Origin of the sequence: Pseudonocardia xinjiangensis (genome assembly GCF_050948425.1) — a bacterium.
GTDB classification, from domain to species: Bacteria; Actinomycetota; Actinomycetes; order Mycobacteriales; family Pseudonocardiaceae; genus Pseudonocardia; species Pseudonocardia xinjiangensis.
In genome coordinates this window covers 3,987,320-4,005,758 of record NZ_CP192009.1, presented here as the reverse complement: position 1 = coordinate 4,005,758, position 18,439 = coordinate 3,987,320, and the positions used below count along the sequence as shown (strand labels likewise).

General features: G+C 67.1%; 13 protein-coding genes. 5 read left to right on the top strand and 8 right to left on the bottom strand.

Going from position 1 to position 18,439, the window contains the following annotated elements; translation table 11 throughout:
* Window positions 1-172: 172 nt before the first annotated feature.
* The 8 genes from ACQPZA_RS18855 to ACQPZA_RS18820 all read right to left on the bottom strand — a co-directional run bounded on the left by ACQPZA_RS18855 (window position 173) and on the right by ACQPZA_RS18820 (window position 12,134).
* The gene (locus ACQPZA_RS18855; protein WP_433272290.1) at window positions 173-1,936 is read right to left on the bottom strand and encodes a UvrD-helicase domain-containing protein; all 1,764 of its coding nucleotides are present in this window, start codon (window positions 1,934-1,936) and stop codon (window positions 173-175) included.
* Window positions 1,933-3,921, bottom strand: coding sequence for an ATP-dependent nuclease (locus ACQPZA_RS18850; protein WP_433272288.1), 1,989 nt, complete (start codon window positions 3,919-3,921; stop codon window positions 1,933-1,935). Before ACQPZA_RS18850 ends, ACQPZA_RS18855 begins: the two co-directional genes overlap by 4 nt.
* A 1,557-nt stretch (window positions 3,922-5,478) precedes the next feature.
* Entirely contained in the window at window positions 5,479-6,405 is a 927-nt protein-coding gene (locus ACQPZA_RS18845) for a hypothetical protein (RefSeq protein ID WP_433272285.1), read from the bottom strand.
* An 86-nt stretch (window positions 6,406-6,491) separates the two neighbouring features.
* The gene (locus ACQPZA_RS18840) at window positions 6,492-6,890 is read right to left on the bottom strand and encodes a hypothetical protein (RefSeq protein ID WP_433272283.1); all 399 of its coding nucleotides are present in this window, start codon (window positions 6,888-6,890) and stop codon (window positions 6,492-6,494) included.
* Between the two features lie 345 nt (window positions 6,891-7,235).
* Window positions 7,236-8,294 (bottom strand): TniB family NTP-binding protein, encoded by a 1,059-nt coding sequence (locus ACQPZA_RS18835; protein ID WP_433272281.1) that lies wholly within the window; start codon window positions 8,292-8,294, stop codon window positions 7,236-7,238.
* Window positions 8,285-10,336, bottom strand: coding sequence for a Mu transposase C-terminal domain-containing protein (locus tag ACQPZA_RS18830; RefSeq protein WP_433282870.1), 2,052 nt, complete (start codon window positions 10,334-10,336; stop codon window positions 8,285-8,287). Before ACQPZA_RS18830 ends, ACQPZA_RS18835 begins: the two co-directional genes overlap by 10 nt.
* Window positions 10,336-11,067, bottom strand: coding sequence for a TnsA-like heteromeric transposase endonuclease subunit (locus ACQPZA_RS18825; protein WP_433272279.1), 732 nt, complete (start codon window positions 11,065-11,067; stop codon window positions 10,336-10,338). The genes ACQPZA_RS18830 and ACQPZA_RS18825 overlap by 1 nt, the downstream gene beginning before the upstream one ends.
* A gap of 50 nt (window positions 11,068-11,117) precedes the next feature.
* Window positions 11,118-12,134, bottom strand: a complete 1,017-nt coding sequence (locus ACQPZA_RS18820) for a TniQ family protein (protein WP_433272277.1) — start codon at window positions 12,132-12,134, stop codon at window positions 11,118-11,120.
* Window positions 12,135-13,675: 1,541 nt separating this feature from the next.
* On the opposite strand from ACQPZA_RS18820, the gene ACQPZA_RS18815 reads away from it, so the two are divergent.
* The 5 genes from ACQPZA_RS18815 (at window position 13,676) to ACQPZA_RS18795 (ending at window position 18,140) form a co-directional block, all read left to right on the top strand.
* The gene (locus ACQPZA_RS18815; RefSeq protein WP_433272275.1) at window positions 13,676-14,512 is read left to right on the top strand and encodes a hypothetical protein; all 837 of its coding nucleotides are present in this window, start codon (window positions 13,676-13,678) and stop codon (window positions 14,510-14,512) included.
* A gap of 82 nt (window positions 14,513-14,594) precedes the next feature.
* Window positions 14,595-15,530 carry a hypothetical protein gene (locus tag ACQPZA_RS18810; protein WP_433272273.1) on the top strand — a complete coding sequence of 312 codons (936 nt, stop codon included), beginning with the start codon at window positions 14,595-14,597 and terminating at the stop codon, window positions 15,528-15,530.
* Window positions 15,527-16,555 carry an ImmA/IrrE family metallo-endopeptidase gene (locus ACQPZA_RS18805; RefSeq protein ID WP_433272271.1) on the top strand — a complete coding sequence of 343 codons (1,029 nt, stop codon included), beginning with the start codon at window positions 15,527-15,529 and terminating at the stop codon, window positions 16,553-16,555. Before ACQPZA_RS18810 ends, ACQPZA_RS18805 begins: the two co-directional genes overlap by 4 nt.
* A complete protein-coding gene (locus tag ACQPZA_RS18800) occupies window positions 16,483-17,667 on the top strand; it encodes a hypothetical protein (RefSeq protein WP_433272269.1) in 1,185 nt (394 codons plus the stop codon). The genes ACQPZA_RS18805 and ACQPZA_RS18800 overlap by 73 nt, the downstream gene beginning before the upstream one ends.
* A 143-nt stretch (window positions 17,668-17,810) precedes the next feature.
* Window positions 17,811-18,140, top strand: coding sequence for a hypothetical protein (locus ACQPZA_RS18795; protein WP_433272267.1), 330 nt, complete (start codon window positions 17,811-17,813; stop codon window positions 18,138-18,140).
* Window positions 18,141-18,439: the final 299 nt, after the last annotated feature.

Sequence of the window (18,439 nt, the reverse complement as noted above, 5' to 3'; positions counted from 1 at the left end):
GGATTCAGTTGCGATGAGTCAACGACCGGGATGGCGGCTCAGTTTTTCTGATGCCGATGCTCGTGTGCCTAGCCTGGCCTGGTCTCGACATCGCCGCGCCAGAGCGGCGGACACGGCTCGGGCGGGGCGTTCCAGTGGTTCCCGGAGATGGGCGTTGCGACCTGCGCCTGATTCAAGAGAAGCGATTCAGGGGCACCCCGCGGCTCGCCAGATGTTGGGCGAGACTGCCATGGTGGTCCTCGGGGATGGAGATCGCTAGGAGGCGCCGCGCTCGGGTTGCGGCGACGTAGAGAACGCGGAGCCCTTCGTTGTTGGCAGCGTCCCCCCGTATCCATGCGTCAACCAGACCAGCTGTGTGGATGTCCTCTGGGACGATCAGGAGGACGGCGTCTGCTTCGTCTCCCTTGACCTGATGAATGACAGCGCCTCGTGTACCGCCGGTGATCGCGGAGGCGGGTTGAGTCCCGACCACCTTCCGCGCCTGTTTAGACCCGTCTGGCCCCGCGACGAGCCGCCCCTTCCTGCTCCGCGTCATATGGTCCGAAGGAGGGTTGCCCGCCAGTAGCCTATTCGCGTCTGCGCACCATTGTGTGAAGGTGCGCCCATCCAGGGATGGGAGCCGCAGGCTTCTGACCAGCTGGCGCAGGCCTGTTCGATCGACCCGATGCGATTCACACAGCGCGTCGATGCTCTGATCGTCGGTTGCGGGGCACCACACTCGCAGCAAAGCGCGTTCGAAGACGGCGAACGCGTCCTCGACCTGAGGTTGCGGTGCCGCACGATCTTCGATCATGGCTGCAGCCCAGGCCAGCTGCTTAGAGGAGGAGAGGTCGCCGCCGCTGAGGCGCACGCGGGCTGGTCCGGGGAGCCGCCTGCCGGCATGAGCCACCACCAGCTGCTCGGAGCGGGCAATCCCGAGACTCGTGGCGTGGGCGTGGAACTGCTGGTATGCGGCGGCGATCTGGTTCTTCCTGCTCGGCAGGAGCAGGACGGGTGCAAGGTCATCATGTCGGTCGCCGACCGCGTCGTCGGGCCGTCCGGTCGTGTCCTGCCGAAGGGTATGGGCGAGCGCGCAGATCGCGGGGGAGGATCGCCAATTTCCAGTGAGGTGCAGAGTCTTGCCGAGCTGGACGCCAAATTGACGGACCTGATCCGGGCGTGCGTCCCGGAACTCGTAGATCGCCTGGTCGAGATCCCCGACTAGGACTAGAGGCAGGCCGGCCCGGCGCAGTTCCTCGAGGATGGCAAGGTCGGTGAGGGAACAGTCCTGTGCCTCGTCGACGATCAGCTCATCAAACCGTGCGCGCAAGGTTGTCTTGAGCTGATCTGCGTCGGTTCTTGCGCTGTAGAGAGCCCAGACTCGCAGCTCGTGACCGGTGATGTAGCCCTGCATGACGAGTTCGTCTCGGCGGGCAAGAGCAGCGTCCTCGACCGCTGTGATACGGCCGTTGTCACGGAAATCGACGTAGTCGGCGCGGTTGCGATCCGTCTGCCGCAGCTCAACGCGACACTGGTTTTCGTCGGGGTCTCGGCGGAAGACGAAGTCGCTCAGGTGCCACCTGTCATTTACCCGTGCGTTGATTCGGTCCCAGGAGTCGATGCGTTCCCAGCGCCGGTTTGGCAGCAGGGCAGGACGCACGAGGTATTGCCACAGGAACCGGTCGATCGTGCCAATGAAGTGCGGGAACTCCGCGAGCTCCGGTCGCCCCTTCAGCTGGCACCGGCGACGGAGCTCGGCGCTGGATGCCCTCGTGAACGACACCAACGCGCGCCCGGGGCGATCAGAGACTGCCTTCGTGAGATGACGATCCACGATCGTCCGGGTCTTGCCGGCCCCTGGGCAGGCTTCCACGAAGAGCGGTGCCGATGCCTCGACGACTCGACGCTGCTGCTCATTCGCTGCTCGCCGTCGCTCGAGGATGTCGTCGTTGGTCACTGGCCGGCACGGCCCTGCACGTCCGGTCGGGCTGCTTCGTCGGTTGGATCGCCGGCCCGCTCGGCTTCGCTGACCCAGCGGATCGCGCGCTCGAGATAGCCCGGAACGACAAATGTAGGATCTCCAGCCACCTGAGCGGCCAGGTCCTGGGCGAACTGCCCCTTCCGTAGTCCGTGCAAGACGAAATGCCTGCTGAACTCGGCGATCTGTTCCTCTGGGGTGAGCTTGGATTCTATCTCGGCCCAGTGGTCGGCTCCGGCTCTCGGGCGCTGGTTGAGGTAGGCAGCTTTCACCGCAGCCTGGTTCCTGGTGGCAGCCCGCAGCAACTCGGGTTCGAGGGTCGGTTGTGCGGTGAAGACTTCGAAGCTGTGGGTGTCTGCACCGAGTGTGACGGCGAGGGCTTTGAGCCTGGCGGAGCGGTCACCAGGGCTGGAGGGATCTGCGTCGGTGATGACGGCGACGCGGTCGGCTAGGCATACGCCGGCATGCCGCGTCAGCAGAACCTGAACATAAGGCTCGAAATCGACACTGTCGATCGGTACCAGGGTTGTGCCCTGATAGCGGGCCCATGGAGCTCGTGCCCTGCGAATCTTCTCGGCTTGTTCGGATTCCTCTTCGTCGAGCGAGGGGAACAGCTGCGCCGGCGAGGGAGGGTTGAGTACTCGGCGTGCGAACACGGGCAAGAGCAATGCCTCTGCGATGCCCTCGACCAGGAGGATGCGGGGAGCGAAGAACATCGCGCTGCGAGTGGCGTCCAGGTAGCGCTGCAGCTTGGCGGTCGCGAGGCCGGCTAGGCCCAGACTCGCGAGCGGGATCGGGCGGCTGGTGAACCGAATCGGCGTGAACGGAGTGACAGTGGTAGGCGCCTCAACAGGTGCCGACGCTGATGTCGGCGCGGCGGTGGCAGTACTCGCTCGTGGCGAGTGCCTGTGTGCTGCTCGCTTCAGCACGACGACGTCATCGATGTGGGTCGAGGCGGTGATCAGCGGAGAGTGGGTGGTGACGACCACCTGGATGCGGGCAGCGTAGCCGCCGGGGGGCTGGGCTTCGTGAGACATCTGAGCGGCGTCGTGGAGGTACTCCAGCAGCAATATCTGCAGCTGCGGATGCAGGTGTGCCTCGGGTTCCTCCACCAGGAACAGCGTCAGGTCCTGTTGACGTGAGGCTCGAAGCTCCACGAGCACCGTGGCGATGAACAGGAGGTTGGCATATCCAAGCCCGGACTCGGCGATGTCCCGTGGATCGAGACCGTGATCGTTCATGCGCATCTGGAGCGATCGCGCGATCGACAGCAGATCTGGATCGGCGAAGCTGAGGTCACTGTCCTGCATGCGGGCGCCAGCAGTGATGTCGGCCAGAGGCGCTCGAACCGCGCGGCTTGCCGCTTGAAAGATCGGGTGGCCGTCAAGAATCTCGTCGAACTTGGTGTGCACGTGCTCGACGAGTGCCGCTTCCGCCGCGCCGGTCTCGGCAAGCAGATATCGAAAGATCGTCCGCAGGCGGGCTCCGGACGACGAGTTGAGCTCACGCTGTGCGTCGCGGAGCGGCGGGAGGTACACGTGGCGGAGTCGATCCCGCGCCGCAGGTTCCGGATCTCGGTCGGTGGTCGCGCCGTTCCCGGCCACCCATGTCAGGCGACCGCGCAGCCCCAGAACTGGTGGCGGCGTGAAGGTAGCGGCGTATCGGACCTGGTTGGTTCCGGGAAGCAGAGCTTGGACGTAGAAGTGGCGCTGGTCAGGGGAGGTCAACTCGTAGTCAGCAACCAGTCTCGTGCGATCGGCGGTCGCTGCTCGAGCTATGTCATCGGCATCCCAGTAGAGGTTGCGCCGCCCGTCAAGCGGGTCGGTCACCAGTCTCAGCATGTCGAGCAGTGTTGACTTCCCGGCGTTGTTCTCGCCGATGACGACGGTGACCTGGTTCCGCAGGGGAATCGTGACCTCGTCGAAGGCTCGGAAGTTGCTGGCACCGATGCTCGCAAGTCGCAATGAGAACCTGCACTTCCACGCTGCGGTCCATCGGGCGGCCCGCGACTACCGAGGAGATCGATCTGAGACCAGCTCTCGTTACCGTGCGTGCGCTGATCACCGGGCGCCGCGATCAGCCAAAGCGCACCACGCTCTGGCCCGAGCACGGCGCCTCTGGCGACTTGCCACCGGCTTCTCGACCAGCCCATCCTGATCACCACGTAGTGCCCTGACCTGACACTTCTCATCTTCACTGATCCGGAGCCACAAACGGTCGAACGCGCGCCGCTGCTCCCAGTCGGTCTAGGCCTGCGGCGGCGGAGCCGCAGTCCCCGTCGCACTCGGGGGCCGGGACGTAGATGGCGGTGGCGGGGTCGTCGTCGCCCTGGGCGGAGTCGTTGTGGTCGGCACGGGACGCTGAGTAGTCGTCGGCCGCGGAGGCTCTACGGTCGGCTGCGGAGTCAGTGTCGGGCGCGGCCGGGTTGTCGGCTGAGGAGGCTGCGGCCAGTCGACCGTCCCATCGGTCTTGCAGATCATCTGGATCACCGACCCCTGCTCTGGCGGGCTGATCTGGACCTCAACAACACCTTCATCGTCGCTGTCGGTGTTGCACGGCAGGCCGCCCAGCTCGTCCAGGCTGCCAAGCGAACTACCTTCGCCGCCGCCCGGCCCGCCGGGCCCGCGAGGCCCACGCGGACCGGGGGGCCCGGGGGGCCCGGCAGGACCGCCGTTGCGGTCCCACGCGATCGGAGTCTCCTGCCACGGGCCGCGCCTCGTGTAGCAGTCGCCATCTCGGCGGTCGAGCAGCATGCGGATCGCGCCGGTGCGGTTGTTGACACACCCGCGGTAGGTCTCCGCGTCCCCTCGGCTGGACATCGCGTAGGCCGTGCCGCCGACGAGTAGTCCGACGACCGTTAGCGACGCGGTGACGAGGACGAGACGGGACGGTCTTTTCACGGGGACTCCGATTCCGGGGCGCCAGGGCGTCGCTGCTGGGGGAGCGGAGCGAAGGGCGCCAAGGCGCTGGGGGCACCGGTTCTTCGCCGCGGGCCACCCGTCCGTTACGCCCGATTACTGGCATTGCGACATCTGGCGGAACGTCATGCCACCGAAGGCATCGGCGTGTGAGTTCGCGCCTTGCGGCCGGGGCCCGCCGGCTCCTCCACCACAGGTCGTGGTTGCGGCCGCGAGCGATCGCCCAGACGAGCTTTACTCGGCGCGCCCGGGGTTGATGTCGCAGTGTCGCGGGTCGTCCCGGCCACGCAATCGGTTGACGCGCCCATCGGTGTTTCCGCGGTCGCGACCCACAACCCATCCGATAGGCCACGCATATTCACCAGACGGCGCATCATCGTTCCCACAAATCACAGGCCGTCTCGGACCCACCCTGTGCGTCTTCCCTAGCGCTGGCTTGGCTCCGCACGGCTGGCAAAGGGTTCGACTGATCGCGGTTGTGACCGAGAGGCAAGCATCGGCGAACAAGGCAAGGGGTTAGGTGCTGCAGTGTGCCCGGAGCCGGGGAACTCCCCCGGCTCGGTCTGCTCCACATCCTCGGTGATGCCACAGGTTCGGCGCCGCTCACGCCCGTTCATTGCGGGCGAGCGCGCCGCTGGCGAGGAGCTGTACCAGGGTGCTGGCCAGGTGTACGGCGGCGTAGGCCTCAGCCGAGGTCTGGTCCCGGTTAAATTCGCCGCCGCCGTGGCGAGACACCTGCCCGGTCCACAGCCGCTCCATCATGGCCACGATGACGTCAACCGTGTGCTCACCTTCCTTGTCGATCAGCTCGAAGCGCCACTTGTGCCCACCGTCGCGCAGGTGCTTGATCACGGTGCCGAGCGAGGGCTTCGGGTTGTTCGGCAGCACCAGCGGGCCAGCGACTTCCTCGACGGCGCGGACTGCCTGCCGGTAGGCCGTCGTCGGATCCGGCCGCAGTCCATAGGCGTGGTTCCACGCGTCCACCAGCAGCTCGGCGGCGGTATGGGGCGCTGCATCGATGGTGTGACGGACGGCCGCGGCGACGGTCGGATCAACCCGCTCAACGAGCAGGCGGCCGGTGTCGGCGACGGTGTACGCGGAACCGGCGTCCTCCAGCGCGGCGATCAGATTGGTGACCAGTGCCGTGTAGCGTCCGGCGAGCGTGCTGTTCTGCGGATGGTCGACCCAGTCCGGGGCGCGGTGCGCGCCGAGGATCGCGTTGACGACGTCGTAGAGGTCGAGGCGCTCGTTGGTGGCCTTGATTTCGCGGAGGGCCTCGACGAAGTCGAACTGTCCGCGGGCTCCTTGCTTGGGCATGATCCCCAAACGCAGTCCGACCCGTTGCGCGACCTGGTCGTCGTACTGGCAGGCCAAGGTGATCCAGTGCTTCAGTACCGGGATCAGCGGCGCCGGGATGTCGCGGCTCAGCGTGGTGTCGGCCGGAGGACCAGCGAGCCAGTCGTGGAAGCGCCGGGGAGCAGCAGGTGGCTGGTGGGGTGCGCGCTTGCCAAGGGTGGGGTGGTCAGACACGCCTAGACCCTACGACTGGCCCCCGACAGCACTGAGCTGATCAACCAGTCTTCCATTACCCGCGTCTCGGCCCGCCCCTATCGCCCTCAGCGCGTCCGCATCAGCGGCCCACTAGGGCGGCATGGCGCGCTGCTCGACGACGCTACTTCGCTGATGCAGTCGAGGAAGCCTTCCTGGGCGGCGAGGTCAAACCAGCCCGTGGGATCACCGTCGACACAATGCATGGTTGAGATCGAGGTGGCCACCTCGTCGGAGAGCGCATTAATCAAATCCATGGCGTTGTGGAAGGAGTCATGGAGAGTGGCCGAATCCCGCACCGCCGGAGGCAACCCTATCGGGTCCACAACGGCGGTCCATGTCCCCAGCGGCGAGCGGTGGTAGTCGACGAGCACGAACAGGAGCTCGCCTGGGTCGAACGCGTCCTTCGGTATGGCCGAGGTGGGAGTCGGCCCGCGGCCTCTGCGGCGGGTTAATTGGCTGGTCACCTCAGCAGCATCGAGTCCCCGGCCCCTTCGCGGCGACCGACACGCTACGCGGCTGTGTGGATCCACACTGTAGAGAAGTTCGTTACGAACCGAGGCCAGCTTCCCGGCCGATTCGGTGGCCGGCCGGGCAGTGCCGAGGTGTCGTCTCGTCGACGTCTAAGGCTGACGCTGCGACGCCTCGACCATGTGATCTTCAGCTGCCACCGAGAACCTGATCAGACCGCAATTCCCGCAGGAAGCTGTCGGCTACCGGCCCAGCGTTCAGCCCATCATCGGTCAGCGGCCAGTACTGGACTTCGAGGGGATCTGCAAACGAGACGCCCACCGGCACGGCGTGCCGGGGGATTAACTTGTCTTTGCCTGCGTCTTCGGCCGTTTCGCCGCCGCTGGCGGGGGCGTGCTCTCGGCAGTGTGGTCGAGTGGGATCGCCTCAAGGTGGGCCTTGGTGATCCGCTCGGTGCCGTCGACGATCGCGTCGGCCGCGGCGCCGCGGATAAGGAAGACAAGACTGCCGATCATGCCGTGGGTGCGCCGGTAGAGGTACTCGCTATGACGGGTCAGCGTGCCCTGGTTGTGTCGGTGCAGCCGCACGGCCTGCTCAAGCGTGGCGACCAGGGCTCGCCAGTTCGCCCGCTGGATCGTGGTTCCGTAGGCGAACGAGCGAGTGGCGACGGTGGTGAAGCGGCTGGCGATCTGCTTGCCGCGGGTTCCGGTGAATAGGTTGGCCCGCTCGACGTCGATGCCAGCGTAGACGAACGTGGCCGGGATGCGTTCGGAGAAGTATTTGAGCTGGTCGGAGACTTCCGCCCCAGCGCGGGTGGCGATGTTGAGGTTATGGATCTCGTCAACGAGCACGAGGTCGCAGCCGACGTCGCAAAGCACCGCGCAAACTGAGTTGGTGATATCGGTGAGGTTCGCGCGCCTGGCGATCGGAAGGCCGAGGAACCGGGCGAACTCGACCGCGAGCATCCTCGGCGTCGCCGCGGGCGGGACGGTGATGTAGACGACCGGGATTCTGTGCCCTCGCGAGGGATTCCGGAGTCGGACGTTCAACTCGTGCGCGCGGCCGAGTTGGGTGATCGCGGTCGTCTTGCCCGTGCCTGAGTCACCGGTGAGAATCAGCCCGCGCCGCGCCGAGATCTGGCGCCGGTTGAGCACCAGCAGTCGTCGCACTGTTGTGATGACGTCACGGATGGTAGGAGTGGCGACGACGATCATGCTGCTGTGGTAGTCCAGCCGAGCATCGTCGTAGTCGGCGCGTGAGGCCGGGTCGAGGTCAACCCAGTTGGGGTGCAACTCGATCGGGACGGTATCCCGGCCGACCCAGCGGACCCAGCCTTCTTTACTGGTCAGCGGTTCGGCCGGGGGTGGATCGAAAGTCGAATCGTCGGCCGTCACCGCCATCGCCTGGCCTCCTCCTGCGCGTCGAACACCCCGAAAGGGACCACCATGTCGAGATCAACTTCGTCGACCGGGTCCTCGGCGTCGAAGTCGTCGTCTCCCTTGTGCACGTCAACCGGCTCGATCGGCGGCCGCGGCGCGGCCGCCGCGCGCGTGCGTGCGGCAATACGCTTGTCCTCGGGACTGGCAGGGCCCGCGCCAGCGCGGTCGAGCAGCTCCGACAGTGACAACGCGATGCTTGTCTCGTCGGCGTTGCCTGGCGACCCTTCGGTTGTGTGCCGGCGGGCGTGGCGCCAGGCGAAGTCGGTGAAGGGCGCGGACACCATGGGCAGATGCGTCCAGACCGCGCGGATCCAGCCGCCTCGGTAATGGTTGCGCACCCAGATCTGTGACAGATCGTAGGGATCGAAGCGGACTTCCCATTGGCCGCGTTGCGCGGCGACCCCGGAATGCTGTCGCCGAAACGGGTTCAGCGCCGTGGCGTCGTAGGTGCGCCTGTCGATCCGGACGCCGTAGTCATTGATCGTGCGCCAGGCCGAGGGGAGCATCTCAAGGTAGTGCTCGGCGGTGAGCATGACCGGGACGTGCCCGGCGACGCTGACCAGCACCGCGTACATCTCGTTCGGGGACAGCGTCCGCCCGGTATCTGGACCGACCAGCCCGTCGTGCGGTCGGGTCTGCCACCCGGCGACGATCCATTCGTCGAGCAGGTCCTGCAGCTGCGCTAGCGACCACGCTGCCTCGGCTTGGACGTCGGCGCCGCGATGGCTGACCGCTCGCCCGGTGTAGCCCGCGACGTGCTGGCAGAACAGGGTGTTGATCGAGCCGAAAGTGCGTTCGACGATGGCCTTATCTGTGGGTGTGTGCGGTCGGGTGGGTTGCAGGGATATGCCGAGGAACTCGCAGGAGCGCCGGAACGTCTCGGACAGGTAGATCTTGCCGCGGTCGCAGACGATCGTCTCAGGTAGCACCGCCGGTTTGGCCGCGGCCTGCTCCATGCGGGAGTCGAGGTCAGCCAGGCTTCGGTGCGGCAGTCGTGACACGGACATCCGCAGCGTGTCGGCCCAACCGGGCCGCATCGGTTCGGGCACTAACATCCGGGCCAGCAGCAGCACTGCGTCGATCGCCTTCGTGCCGACTGGCCGCAGGATCGCCGCGCAGATCGTGCGGGTCGCGACGTCCACTGCCGCGATGAGCTCGACCCGACGCGCTTGGCCATCGTCGAACACGGCCATCACATCCAGGGCAGTGGAGTCGATCTGCACCTGCTGTCCCGGCCGAGCGGCCCAGCTCGCGGTAAACGCGCCCCCCGGCCGGTTTGCCGCCGAACGACGAGCCGTGGCCGCGCCAAACGTGTGACGTCCCGCCGACAATCGGAAGACCAGCCGGTTGAACGTTGCCTTCGACGGCAGCCGTACCTCGTCGCTGTAGCGCCCAGCCAGGATCGCCTCAACCCGTCGGCGCAGCCGATCCCGGGTGCCGGTGGACCTCGGTGTCTCCTCGGACAGTGCTTCGCGGATTGCTACCACAACGCGCTCGTCAGTCCAGCCATGCGGCGATGGAGTGCGCCGCGCGCGGCCATCGATCAGCCCCCGCAGCCCCTCAGCACGATAGCGATGCCGCATGCGCTGCACCGTCATCGCACTGGTCGGTGTCCCTGCTGCCGTCAGCTCCGCCGCCTTCGCGGCCTCGCGCTGCCGAACGGTGGTGTTCTGCGGGTCGAACTCCGGGCGCGGTCTCGCGTCCGGTTGAGGGCGCGGTGGTAGCCCGGTCTCGACTTCCACGATGTGGCGCTCCCACGCGCGGGCCCGCTCTGCTGCGTCCTGCGACAAGTCCTCAAGGGACGTGGCCAGGGGAGCGGCTGCTGCCGGCTGCGCAACCCCGAGAATCTCGAAGCCCGATGATCCGACCAGGTGGGTCAATAGGATCGCGCGGGGCGTGCCGTCGGCAGTCGCGACGAGCCGGACCCATGTGCCCGCCAGGGCCGCGACCTGGTGCTCGGCGTCCTCGAACAGAACTCGGTCGCCGACGTGGAGCAACTGCATCACACGCTCACCGCCGAAACCAGCGACGTCGCGTCCAGCCGGGTGGACAGCTCTACCGAAAGTTGGCCCGACCAAATCAGGTGGTAGATCGTCGGCAGAACCGCAATCGGGTCGCCCACCAGCTCGGCGCCGGACATCAGGGGCCGGAGTTCGGCGAATGTCTCCAGCGCAGCTGCCGCGACCGGCGCGCGGTAGCAGCGGCGGTGTCGGTAACCGGCCAACCAGCGCAGGTTCGCCAGCCAGACCGGGTCATGCCCGGTGACAAGCCGGTACTCCCAGCCGACCTCGGCGCACGCGCGCTTCGTGGCGGCGAACGCCGCCGCGTCCCGCGGCTTCACTCGCTCGACTGGGCGGCAGTCGAGCACCATGCCCCTACCGTCGGCTGTGCGCGCGAAGAAGTCCGGGGCGTGGGAGCGTGCCCGGTCGTTGTCGGACCAACCGAGCCAGAACGGCTGCGCCGCGAACGCCAACACTGCGGCATCAAAGTCCAACTCCATCGCCGTGTCCCGCTCGAGCCACGACTCGCATTCCACGTGCGCGTCCAGGGACGCCGCGTAGTAGAAGCCTGGAAAGTTGCTCTGCCCCTTGTACGACGGGAACGACCGAACCGGTTGGATGCGCTCGAATGCCACGGTGGCGGCCTCTGCTAGCGGGACCCGTACCTCGCCGCCGTCTTGATACACGAAACCGACCTCGAATTCAGCCGATACCCGTGTGCGACCACCACGCATCCCCCGCAGGCTACTGTTGACCAACCCGGTTCTCCTGTTCTTGGCCCGACCTAAGAATCTTCACCTTCACTGAGACAAGGATTAGGTGGGTTTTGCTCTAGCAAAGTTGATAAATCTCGGAGGCGTGTTCCTGGGCGAAGTTCCAGGATCCATTCGGTGAGCTCGCACCTCTTCCAGCCAGGTGTCCAGGGGTGGCGGAGTCGGAGAGCGGCGTTGATATCTCGCGTTAAATCCCGGAGCGCTGGGCCGGCGATGTGGGCAGGCGCGGCAAGCTGGGTCCGCCATCGGGGCGAGGCGATGATGGTCGCCAGGGCAACGGCCACAGGGTAGCGGGCTGCGGTCACGGCGTCATCGTTACTTAAACAGACGGTTTCCCCTTCGGGGAGTAATGACTGAAGGCGATCGTCGACGGTCCGTTGGATGATTCTGCGATCGTCCAGGTCGACTGCAACGAAGTGGCTGCGATTGATGAACATTGCGGCTCTGTCCCTTCCATGGCGACGGATGAGACGTTGATGCTGGCGGGCCGCTGCGATGATGCTTGGTGTGCGACTCAGGTCAACCTGGCGCCGGCCGTAGCCGCGGCCCGGAGGGCCTATCCATCGCTGGTGTTGGAAGCAAACCCGCTGGTTCTGGGGCGCCCATTGCATAATCTTGGCACCGCGTGGTTGCCGGGCGGCTGCACACAGGGTGCAGGCTGGGATTGGATCAGGGAGGACGTCTGGGTTGCTCTGGGGGTGGAGTGCGCGACGGCGTCGTTCAGTGAACGGAAGGTCGGCTGAGATAAGTGACTCTTGAACTGGGAATGTGTGGCGTAGGCGCGCCGGGTTGTAGCCGGTCACGGCGGCCAGGAGTTCAAGGTTGGTGGGGGTGAGAAACCGAGTGAGGTCGCGGCCAAGTTCGTCGGTTCCATCGAGGTAGAAACACAATTCACCATCGGGCAGATGGTTGAGCATGGTAAGACGGCGAAGGTATGATTTGATAGTTTCGTAACGGAACGGTTTGTCTACCAGGGGAAGCCGACATACTGGACCGGACGGAAACGGGTGACGCGACGCACGGCTCATTTTGCTCCCGCGGTTGTTGTCTGCGTTCGGGTCCAGGTGGTGAGTTTGGTCGTGAGGCGCGTGGTGGTCTGAGTCGCGTAGTCAGCCATTTCAGCCATAGCGTCCGACGGCCGACGCTGCCCGCCCTCCGCAGGGTCCAGCCACGCCGCTGTGAAGCGCTCCACCTCCGATGGGGCTGAGCCAGTCGGCACTCTCACAGTCACGATCAAACCGCCTGTAGCCCGAGCTTGACGCCTGCGTCCGCAGGCGTGTCGCATTTGGAGGTCCGCAGGCGATGGAGAGCGTCGCCACAAATTCGACTGCGCCGCCGCAGCGTGGAACCGCTCCTGCTGCACTCCACCAGCTCCGACAGGGCCATCTTCTGGAGGCGAGCGCAACGATCGCGCTTGAGACGCCGCACTCGGCGATCTGAGAGCCGCACCGGGGTGACGATCATCACTGTCCACTGCGCCGTCAACGATTCACCGCGAAGTGGCTTGGTATCGACAATTGGAACATCCTGCTCAACCTCGGAAAGGCCACCGAAGGGTACGAGGACGCCTTGTTCCACTGGTGGAGCTGCTGTTCACCGTGATCCTTTGCGCAACGGGGCCGGGGCTGCAGCGTTGTCGCCCTATCGCCGCCCAGGCAGGCGCCGTTGGATGTGCCCACCAGGAACAGCTGCCGACTCACCGTGGCGGCGGCAGCTGCCGAGCTGGCCCCAGCCACAGTGCCTGCGGAGGCGTGCACGCTGCTCGAGCGCATCGGCAAGGCCTCGACCTGGGCACCCGTTCCTGCCCCGCGCCGCGACTACCCGCTGCGAAGCACCAGCACGGCGACCGGTACTGCCGTGACCGTCAGCACCTGGCTGCTGCAGGTCGCCGCGTGGGCCTTGGCAGCCCTGTTCGTGGCCGGGTTCACCGGCATCGGACCTGACCACCACCATCCCCGATGGAATGGCGGCCGTTCACCCAGCGGGCGCGCCGAGGTACAGGGCCCAGATGATCGCCCCCAGTGGGCCGATGGCCGCGGCCGGTGTGGACCCGGCTGCGACGGTGCGGTCGAGGGTATGGGCGTGCCGCCATAGCCGCGGAGCACGACCGCGAGCGTCACAGACGCGGCGAGATCCAGTGCAGGTGGGGCAGGTCTGCGTTGGCAGTCGAATCTTCGCGGAGGCGCCTGTCCCACACCCGATCGGCAATCACTGCCGGGCACGCCGTAGGCACGGTCGGCGACGGTAAGTAACAGCTGAGTCGGCGCGACCGAACCTGGGCGGTGGTAGAGCGCTCATGCTGGCAACCGTGGGTCTTGTGGGCTGGTCTGCCTTCGAGTTGAACCAGCTCGGTGGAGATCGTCTGCGGCATTGACACGGCAAGTCGCTGCAGATCGGTCGCTCGCCAGCACGCCGGTGGGGACGGGCTAGCTTCGGATAGTCGCCGTCAGTAGACAGGGGGACAACGATCATCGACGCGTACCGCGAGCTGCAGCAGCGGGGGCAGTTCGGACCACTCGGGCTAAGGCTGCTGTTCGATTTGGTAGCGCAGGAGGTGCAGCGGTTCCCTGTGCTGCTTGACCAGGGCACGACGTGGACTGAGCAGGCGGTGTGGGATTGGACGCAGAGCTTCTTCGCGGCGAAGGGGGCTGCGGTAACTGCGGGTGTTCTCGCGCAGACTGCCGACGCGGAGTCAATGGCGCGGTACCTGCGCCGCTGCGTCCGGCACTACCTCGTCGACCAGGCGCGCAAGACCCCGATCGGCGCGGTGCGGCGCAAGCTAGAGGAGCTGATGGCGGCCTCGCCGGAGTTCGAGCGGGTGCCTGAGGGGACCGCCGGAGCCGGGCGCTGGCAGTTGGTCGGCGACCCGCAGCCGCCCTACGGCGGTGAGTCGCGACCACTGGTGGCCGCAGCGTATGCCGTCCCCGGAGTGCACGCGGTTCGCTGGTCGAGCGCTACGAGGAGGGCGCCGCTCGCCCGGGACGAATCCCTCGTGGCCATCGTCCGCGCCGTGCTGAAGATGGCGGCGGGATCCATGGAGCTCTCCCAGCTCGCCGACGTCCTGGTTCGACGGTTCCCAGCCGCGGTCGAGGCCGCGGATGCCGCGCTGGACGAGGGCGCGTTCAACAGGGCCGTCGCGCCGGCTCGAGACCGCCCTGACGTGGTCGTCGAGTGCAGCGACCGCGCGCGTGAGGTCTATGAGCAGCTGTCGCCCTCGCAGCGGGCGTTGCTACCGCACCTCGACAATCCGATCGGTGACCGGGCTCAGGTCCTGGGGGTCGGTCGCAGCCAGGCGTACGCGGCGAGCGGGAAGCTGAAGGCGTTGCTGACCGAACTGGTCCTCGACGACGGGTTACGCGACGAGGTGACCATGGAGGTACTGCGGCTGTGTGTGGTGAGCCCATGAGCGGCCCGGACCATTGGGGCAGGTTCGACGTCAACCTAGTTGCGGCAAACCGGGCCGTGCATGCCAAGAGGGAGGTCGCGCTGTGATGTCGGCTAAGGGCGGCGGGATACCGCAGGAACTGCTCGCACTGGCCGAGCAGAGCGCCGCGGCGCAGCTGACCGAGGCGGCGTTGGACGATCGGTTCGGCCGGCGCTCGACCTGGCTGCCCACCGCAGGACAGCTGTGGCGGGCCGTCCACGAGGACGTCACGGCCCTGGTGCTGTTGGTGGCTGTCGACGCCGAGTCGGTGAGCGCGGTTCCGGTGACCGTCGAGTCCACCGACGTGGACATCGACACCATCGTTTTTGACGGGAGTTCTCTCGGCGCGCCGGTGACTGTCTGGACGGGCCTGCGACGATCGCTGCCGGTAGAGGTTCTGGACAGACCGATTGACGACCTAGGCGCGGTCGCCGTCCAACAAGTGATGGTGGAGGCCGCTGCCGGTCGCGAACCGGTGACCGGGCTTGCCGCATCCGATACCAGAGCTGAGCTGGTCGACGATCTCGTGGTCCTCGCGACGGCTACGGCGGAGGTCGACACGGCATTGGACACGGCTGAGGCGGCGCCCGCGGCTGGTGTCGATCTCGATGCCTTGGAGCCGGATGTTCTGGAGGAGGCCTTGGTGGAGGCGGCGGCGCGTCTCGGTGTGTCGCTGCCCGTGGTGCTGGAACTCATCGACGGCAGGCGGCCACCGACACCGGCGGAGGCTGATGTGCTTCGCGCGACGGTCGGCGGTGTACCGGAGACCAGCCCGCCACCTTCAGGCCTCGTCGTGGAGTTGGCCCAGCCGAAGTGGCGCGGACTAGTCCGACAGTTCCGTCGTCAGGGCCACACGACCGACCACGGTGTGCGCACCACTATGGCGTACGAGATCAATGCGATGGCCGCGCGCCAGACCGGTGATCGGGAGCCCTACTGGCCCGACCGGATACTTCGCTGGGCGGAGGCTCACCAGCTCGACGTGGACGCCGACGCGTGAACGTCATCGGGGTCGACGTCGTCTCCCAGGCCCGCCTGATGCTGCAGCGGCTCGAGGCCGACCGACCGGGTAGCGTCAACCGACTGCACACCGACGCCCTCGCGGAGCTGGGCACCTGGACCGACGTTCAGGTGCGCCGGGTGCCGGACACGGCTGCACAAACCCGGTGCTCGGTCGCCGGCGGTTACGTCCACTCCACAAATCCGCCGACCTTGACGGTCACGCGGTCGCTCAGCCATCGGCGTCAGCAGTTCACTGCTTTGCACGAGCTCGGGCATCACCTGCAGAAGCACGACGTCCGGCTGGCGGTGGCTGTCCGTCGACAGCCTGCGAATAACGAGGCGTTCGAAGACGCTGCCTGCGACATGTTCGCCTCCCTGGTGCTCGTCCCCGACGACGTTCTCCCTTCCCAGCCGGAAGGACGTTCCCCGAGCGCCGCCGACGTCGTCGCGGTGTTCGAGCGGACGCAGGCCTCCCGAGCGGCGTGCTGCGTCCGAATGGCCAGCCGGTTGGGTACTCACGGCGTGATCACTGTCCTGGACGCGACCGGGACTGTCTCCTTCGCCGTCGCTCGCGGGGAGGTGTATCCGCCGGCCCGGGGCAGCAGCCAGGCCAGCACCCCGCTCGTTGCCGCCGCGCGGTGCCGCGGCGGCAACGCCCGCACCGACGAGACGTACGTGCAGTACCGCTCCGGGGACCGCAGCGAACTGCTGTACGGGGACGCCGTGTGGTCGGGGGAGTACTTGGTCACGGTTGCCGTCCTCGACCGGCCGGGCTGGAAGCAGTTCGCGCCGCCCCGGATCGGCAGTCGTCAATTCGCGGCGCGCGACTGGACCTGCGAGATGTGCGGCGAGGAGTTCACCCCGGACGGGTCCTGCGCCAACTGCAGCACCCCACGTTGTTCGGCGGGGCACTGCACCTGCACCCTGGCCGCGGAGCGACAGTGCCACCGGTGCTTCCAGCTGCTGGGTCCAAGCCGGTTCCCCAGCCGAGCCGACAGTGTCTGCCGGGACTGCGCTGGCTGACCGGACGGATCGGCGAGGTTCGACGTCAAACCGGTGCGAGAGGGGGCGAGGACCGTCCCCAGACACCGAAAGGGACTTCGGCCGTGGGCCACACCAACGACTACCTGACCTCCGTCCGCAGCGCCATCGCGGCCGACGACACTGTGCTGGCCGAAGCGCGCACCCGGCTCGCGCTCGTCCGCAACATCGCGATGAACTTCCCGGGCGCGCTGCGCACCTACGCCTCCGGATCACTGCGGCAGCACACAGTGAACCACCCGGTGACCGACGGCGACGGCGGCCTCGTGCTCAACCGCGTGAACTACGCCAAGCTGGGACCCGAGGGAGGCGGAGAGACACCCACCGACGTCGCCGCCGACCTCTGCGGTCTGCTTGGACCCGAGATCCGCAAGACCTACCCGATGGCCCGGTGCGGCAGCTCCAAGCGCGGCCCGAAGATCACCTTCGGCAAGCCGATCAACGGCCAGGACCCCTCGGTTGACCTCGTTGTCGCCCTCACCCGGCGGGAAGGCAACGGCTTGTGGATCCCGAACCTCCAGATGGACCGCTGGGAGGCCTCCGACCCCGAGCAGCACGTCGCACTGCTCGCCAGCGGCAACGAGTCGCTCTGTCGCACCCGGCGCCGCGTCATCCGGCTGGCGAAGGCATGGAACAAGCAATGGAGCAACCCGGCGTTCTCCTCATTCCACCTCTCCGCGCTGACGCTCCAGCACGTCACCGCCGGCATGAGCATCGCTACCGCGCTGCACGCGGTCTTCGACGGTGGCGCGAGGTTCCTGGCCACCGGCTGCAACACCCCCGACCCGGCTGAAGTGTCCGAGCCGCTGAAGTTGATGAAGGGTGTGAACCGGGACGTTGCCGTTCGGAGGCTCCGCCTGGCAGCCGACGCGATGGCCGACGCGCTCGAACACGATGACGACAAGAGCGCCGTGCACGCCGCCCTGCATCGGGTCTTCCGTCACTACATCGACGCCCCGCCCGAGGACAAGCTGGCATCCGTGGTCGCCGCGCTGCGGTCACACCGTCCGGTCACCACCGTGACTGTCGGCCTGCCCGGCCCCGCGGTCGCCGTCCCACCAACCCGCGCCTACGGTGGCTCCCAGCCGCGATGAACCGCCGACCAGCCCACCGACACCCCGCCTGGTTCGACCGCCCCGCCCCCCGTCTGCGCCTCATCGCCGAGCTGCGGGCGGTCGGCGCCGGAGTCACGGCGGTGCGGCCCACCGGCCCGCGCCGTGGCGGGTTAGCCGTCCAGATGATCCTCACACCCACCGGGCTCGACCAGCAGCGGGTGACGATCGAGTTCAGCGCAAACAGCCCAGACATACCCCACATCTACGTGGCCGGCCCCGGCTCACCACATCGCTACAACGACAGCAGCCTGTGCATCTGGTACCCGCTCGACCCGCCGGAGCAACGCTGGACCTGGCGCGACGGCGGCACCGCCCTCGCCGGTCACATCTGCGCCCATCTGATCCGCGAAAGCTGGTGGCGCAAGACCGATGAATGGGTCGGAGACGAGGCGCCCCACCCGCAGCCCGAACCTCCGCAGCGACCCGACCCAGCACAATGGACACCACAATGACCAGCCCCACGCCGGAGCCGCCGACCGCGGCCTTCTCGTCAGAGGTGACCCCAACCCCCACGGTTTCCACGACGACCAGCAGCACACCAGCACCAGCACCCCCGACCACCGTCACGCCGACTACCTCCGGTGGCGCACTCACCGCAGCCGTACTGTCGGGAGCGGTCGTTGCCGCCGTGCTGAGCGGCTGGGTGAACGCCGCGCTCGCCCGGCGCACTACCCCGGCTGGAAGAGCGGTCGCGGGTCCGGTCCACGCTCGCCGAGGCCTACCAGGCCTACGCCGACTACAAAGAGTTCCC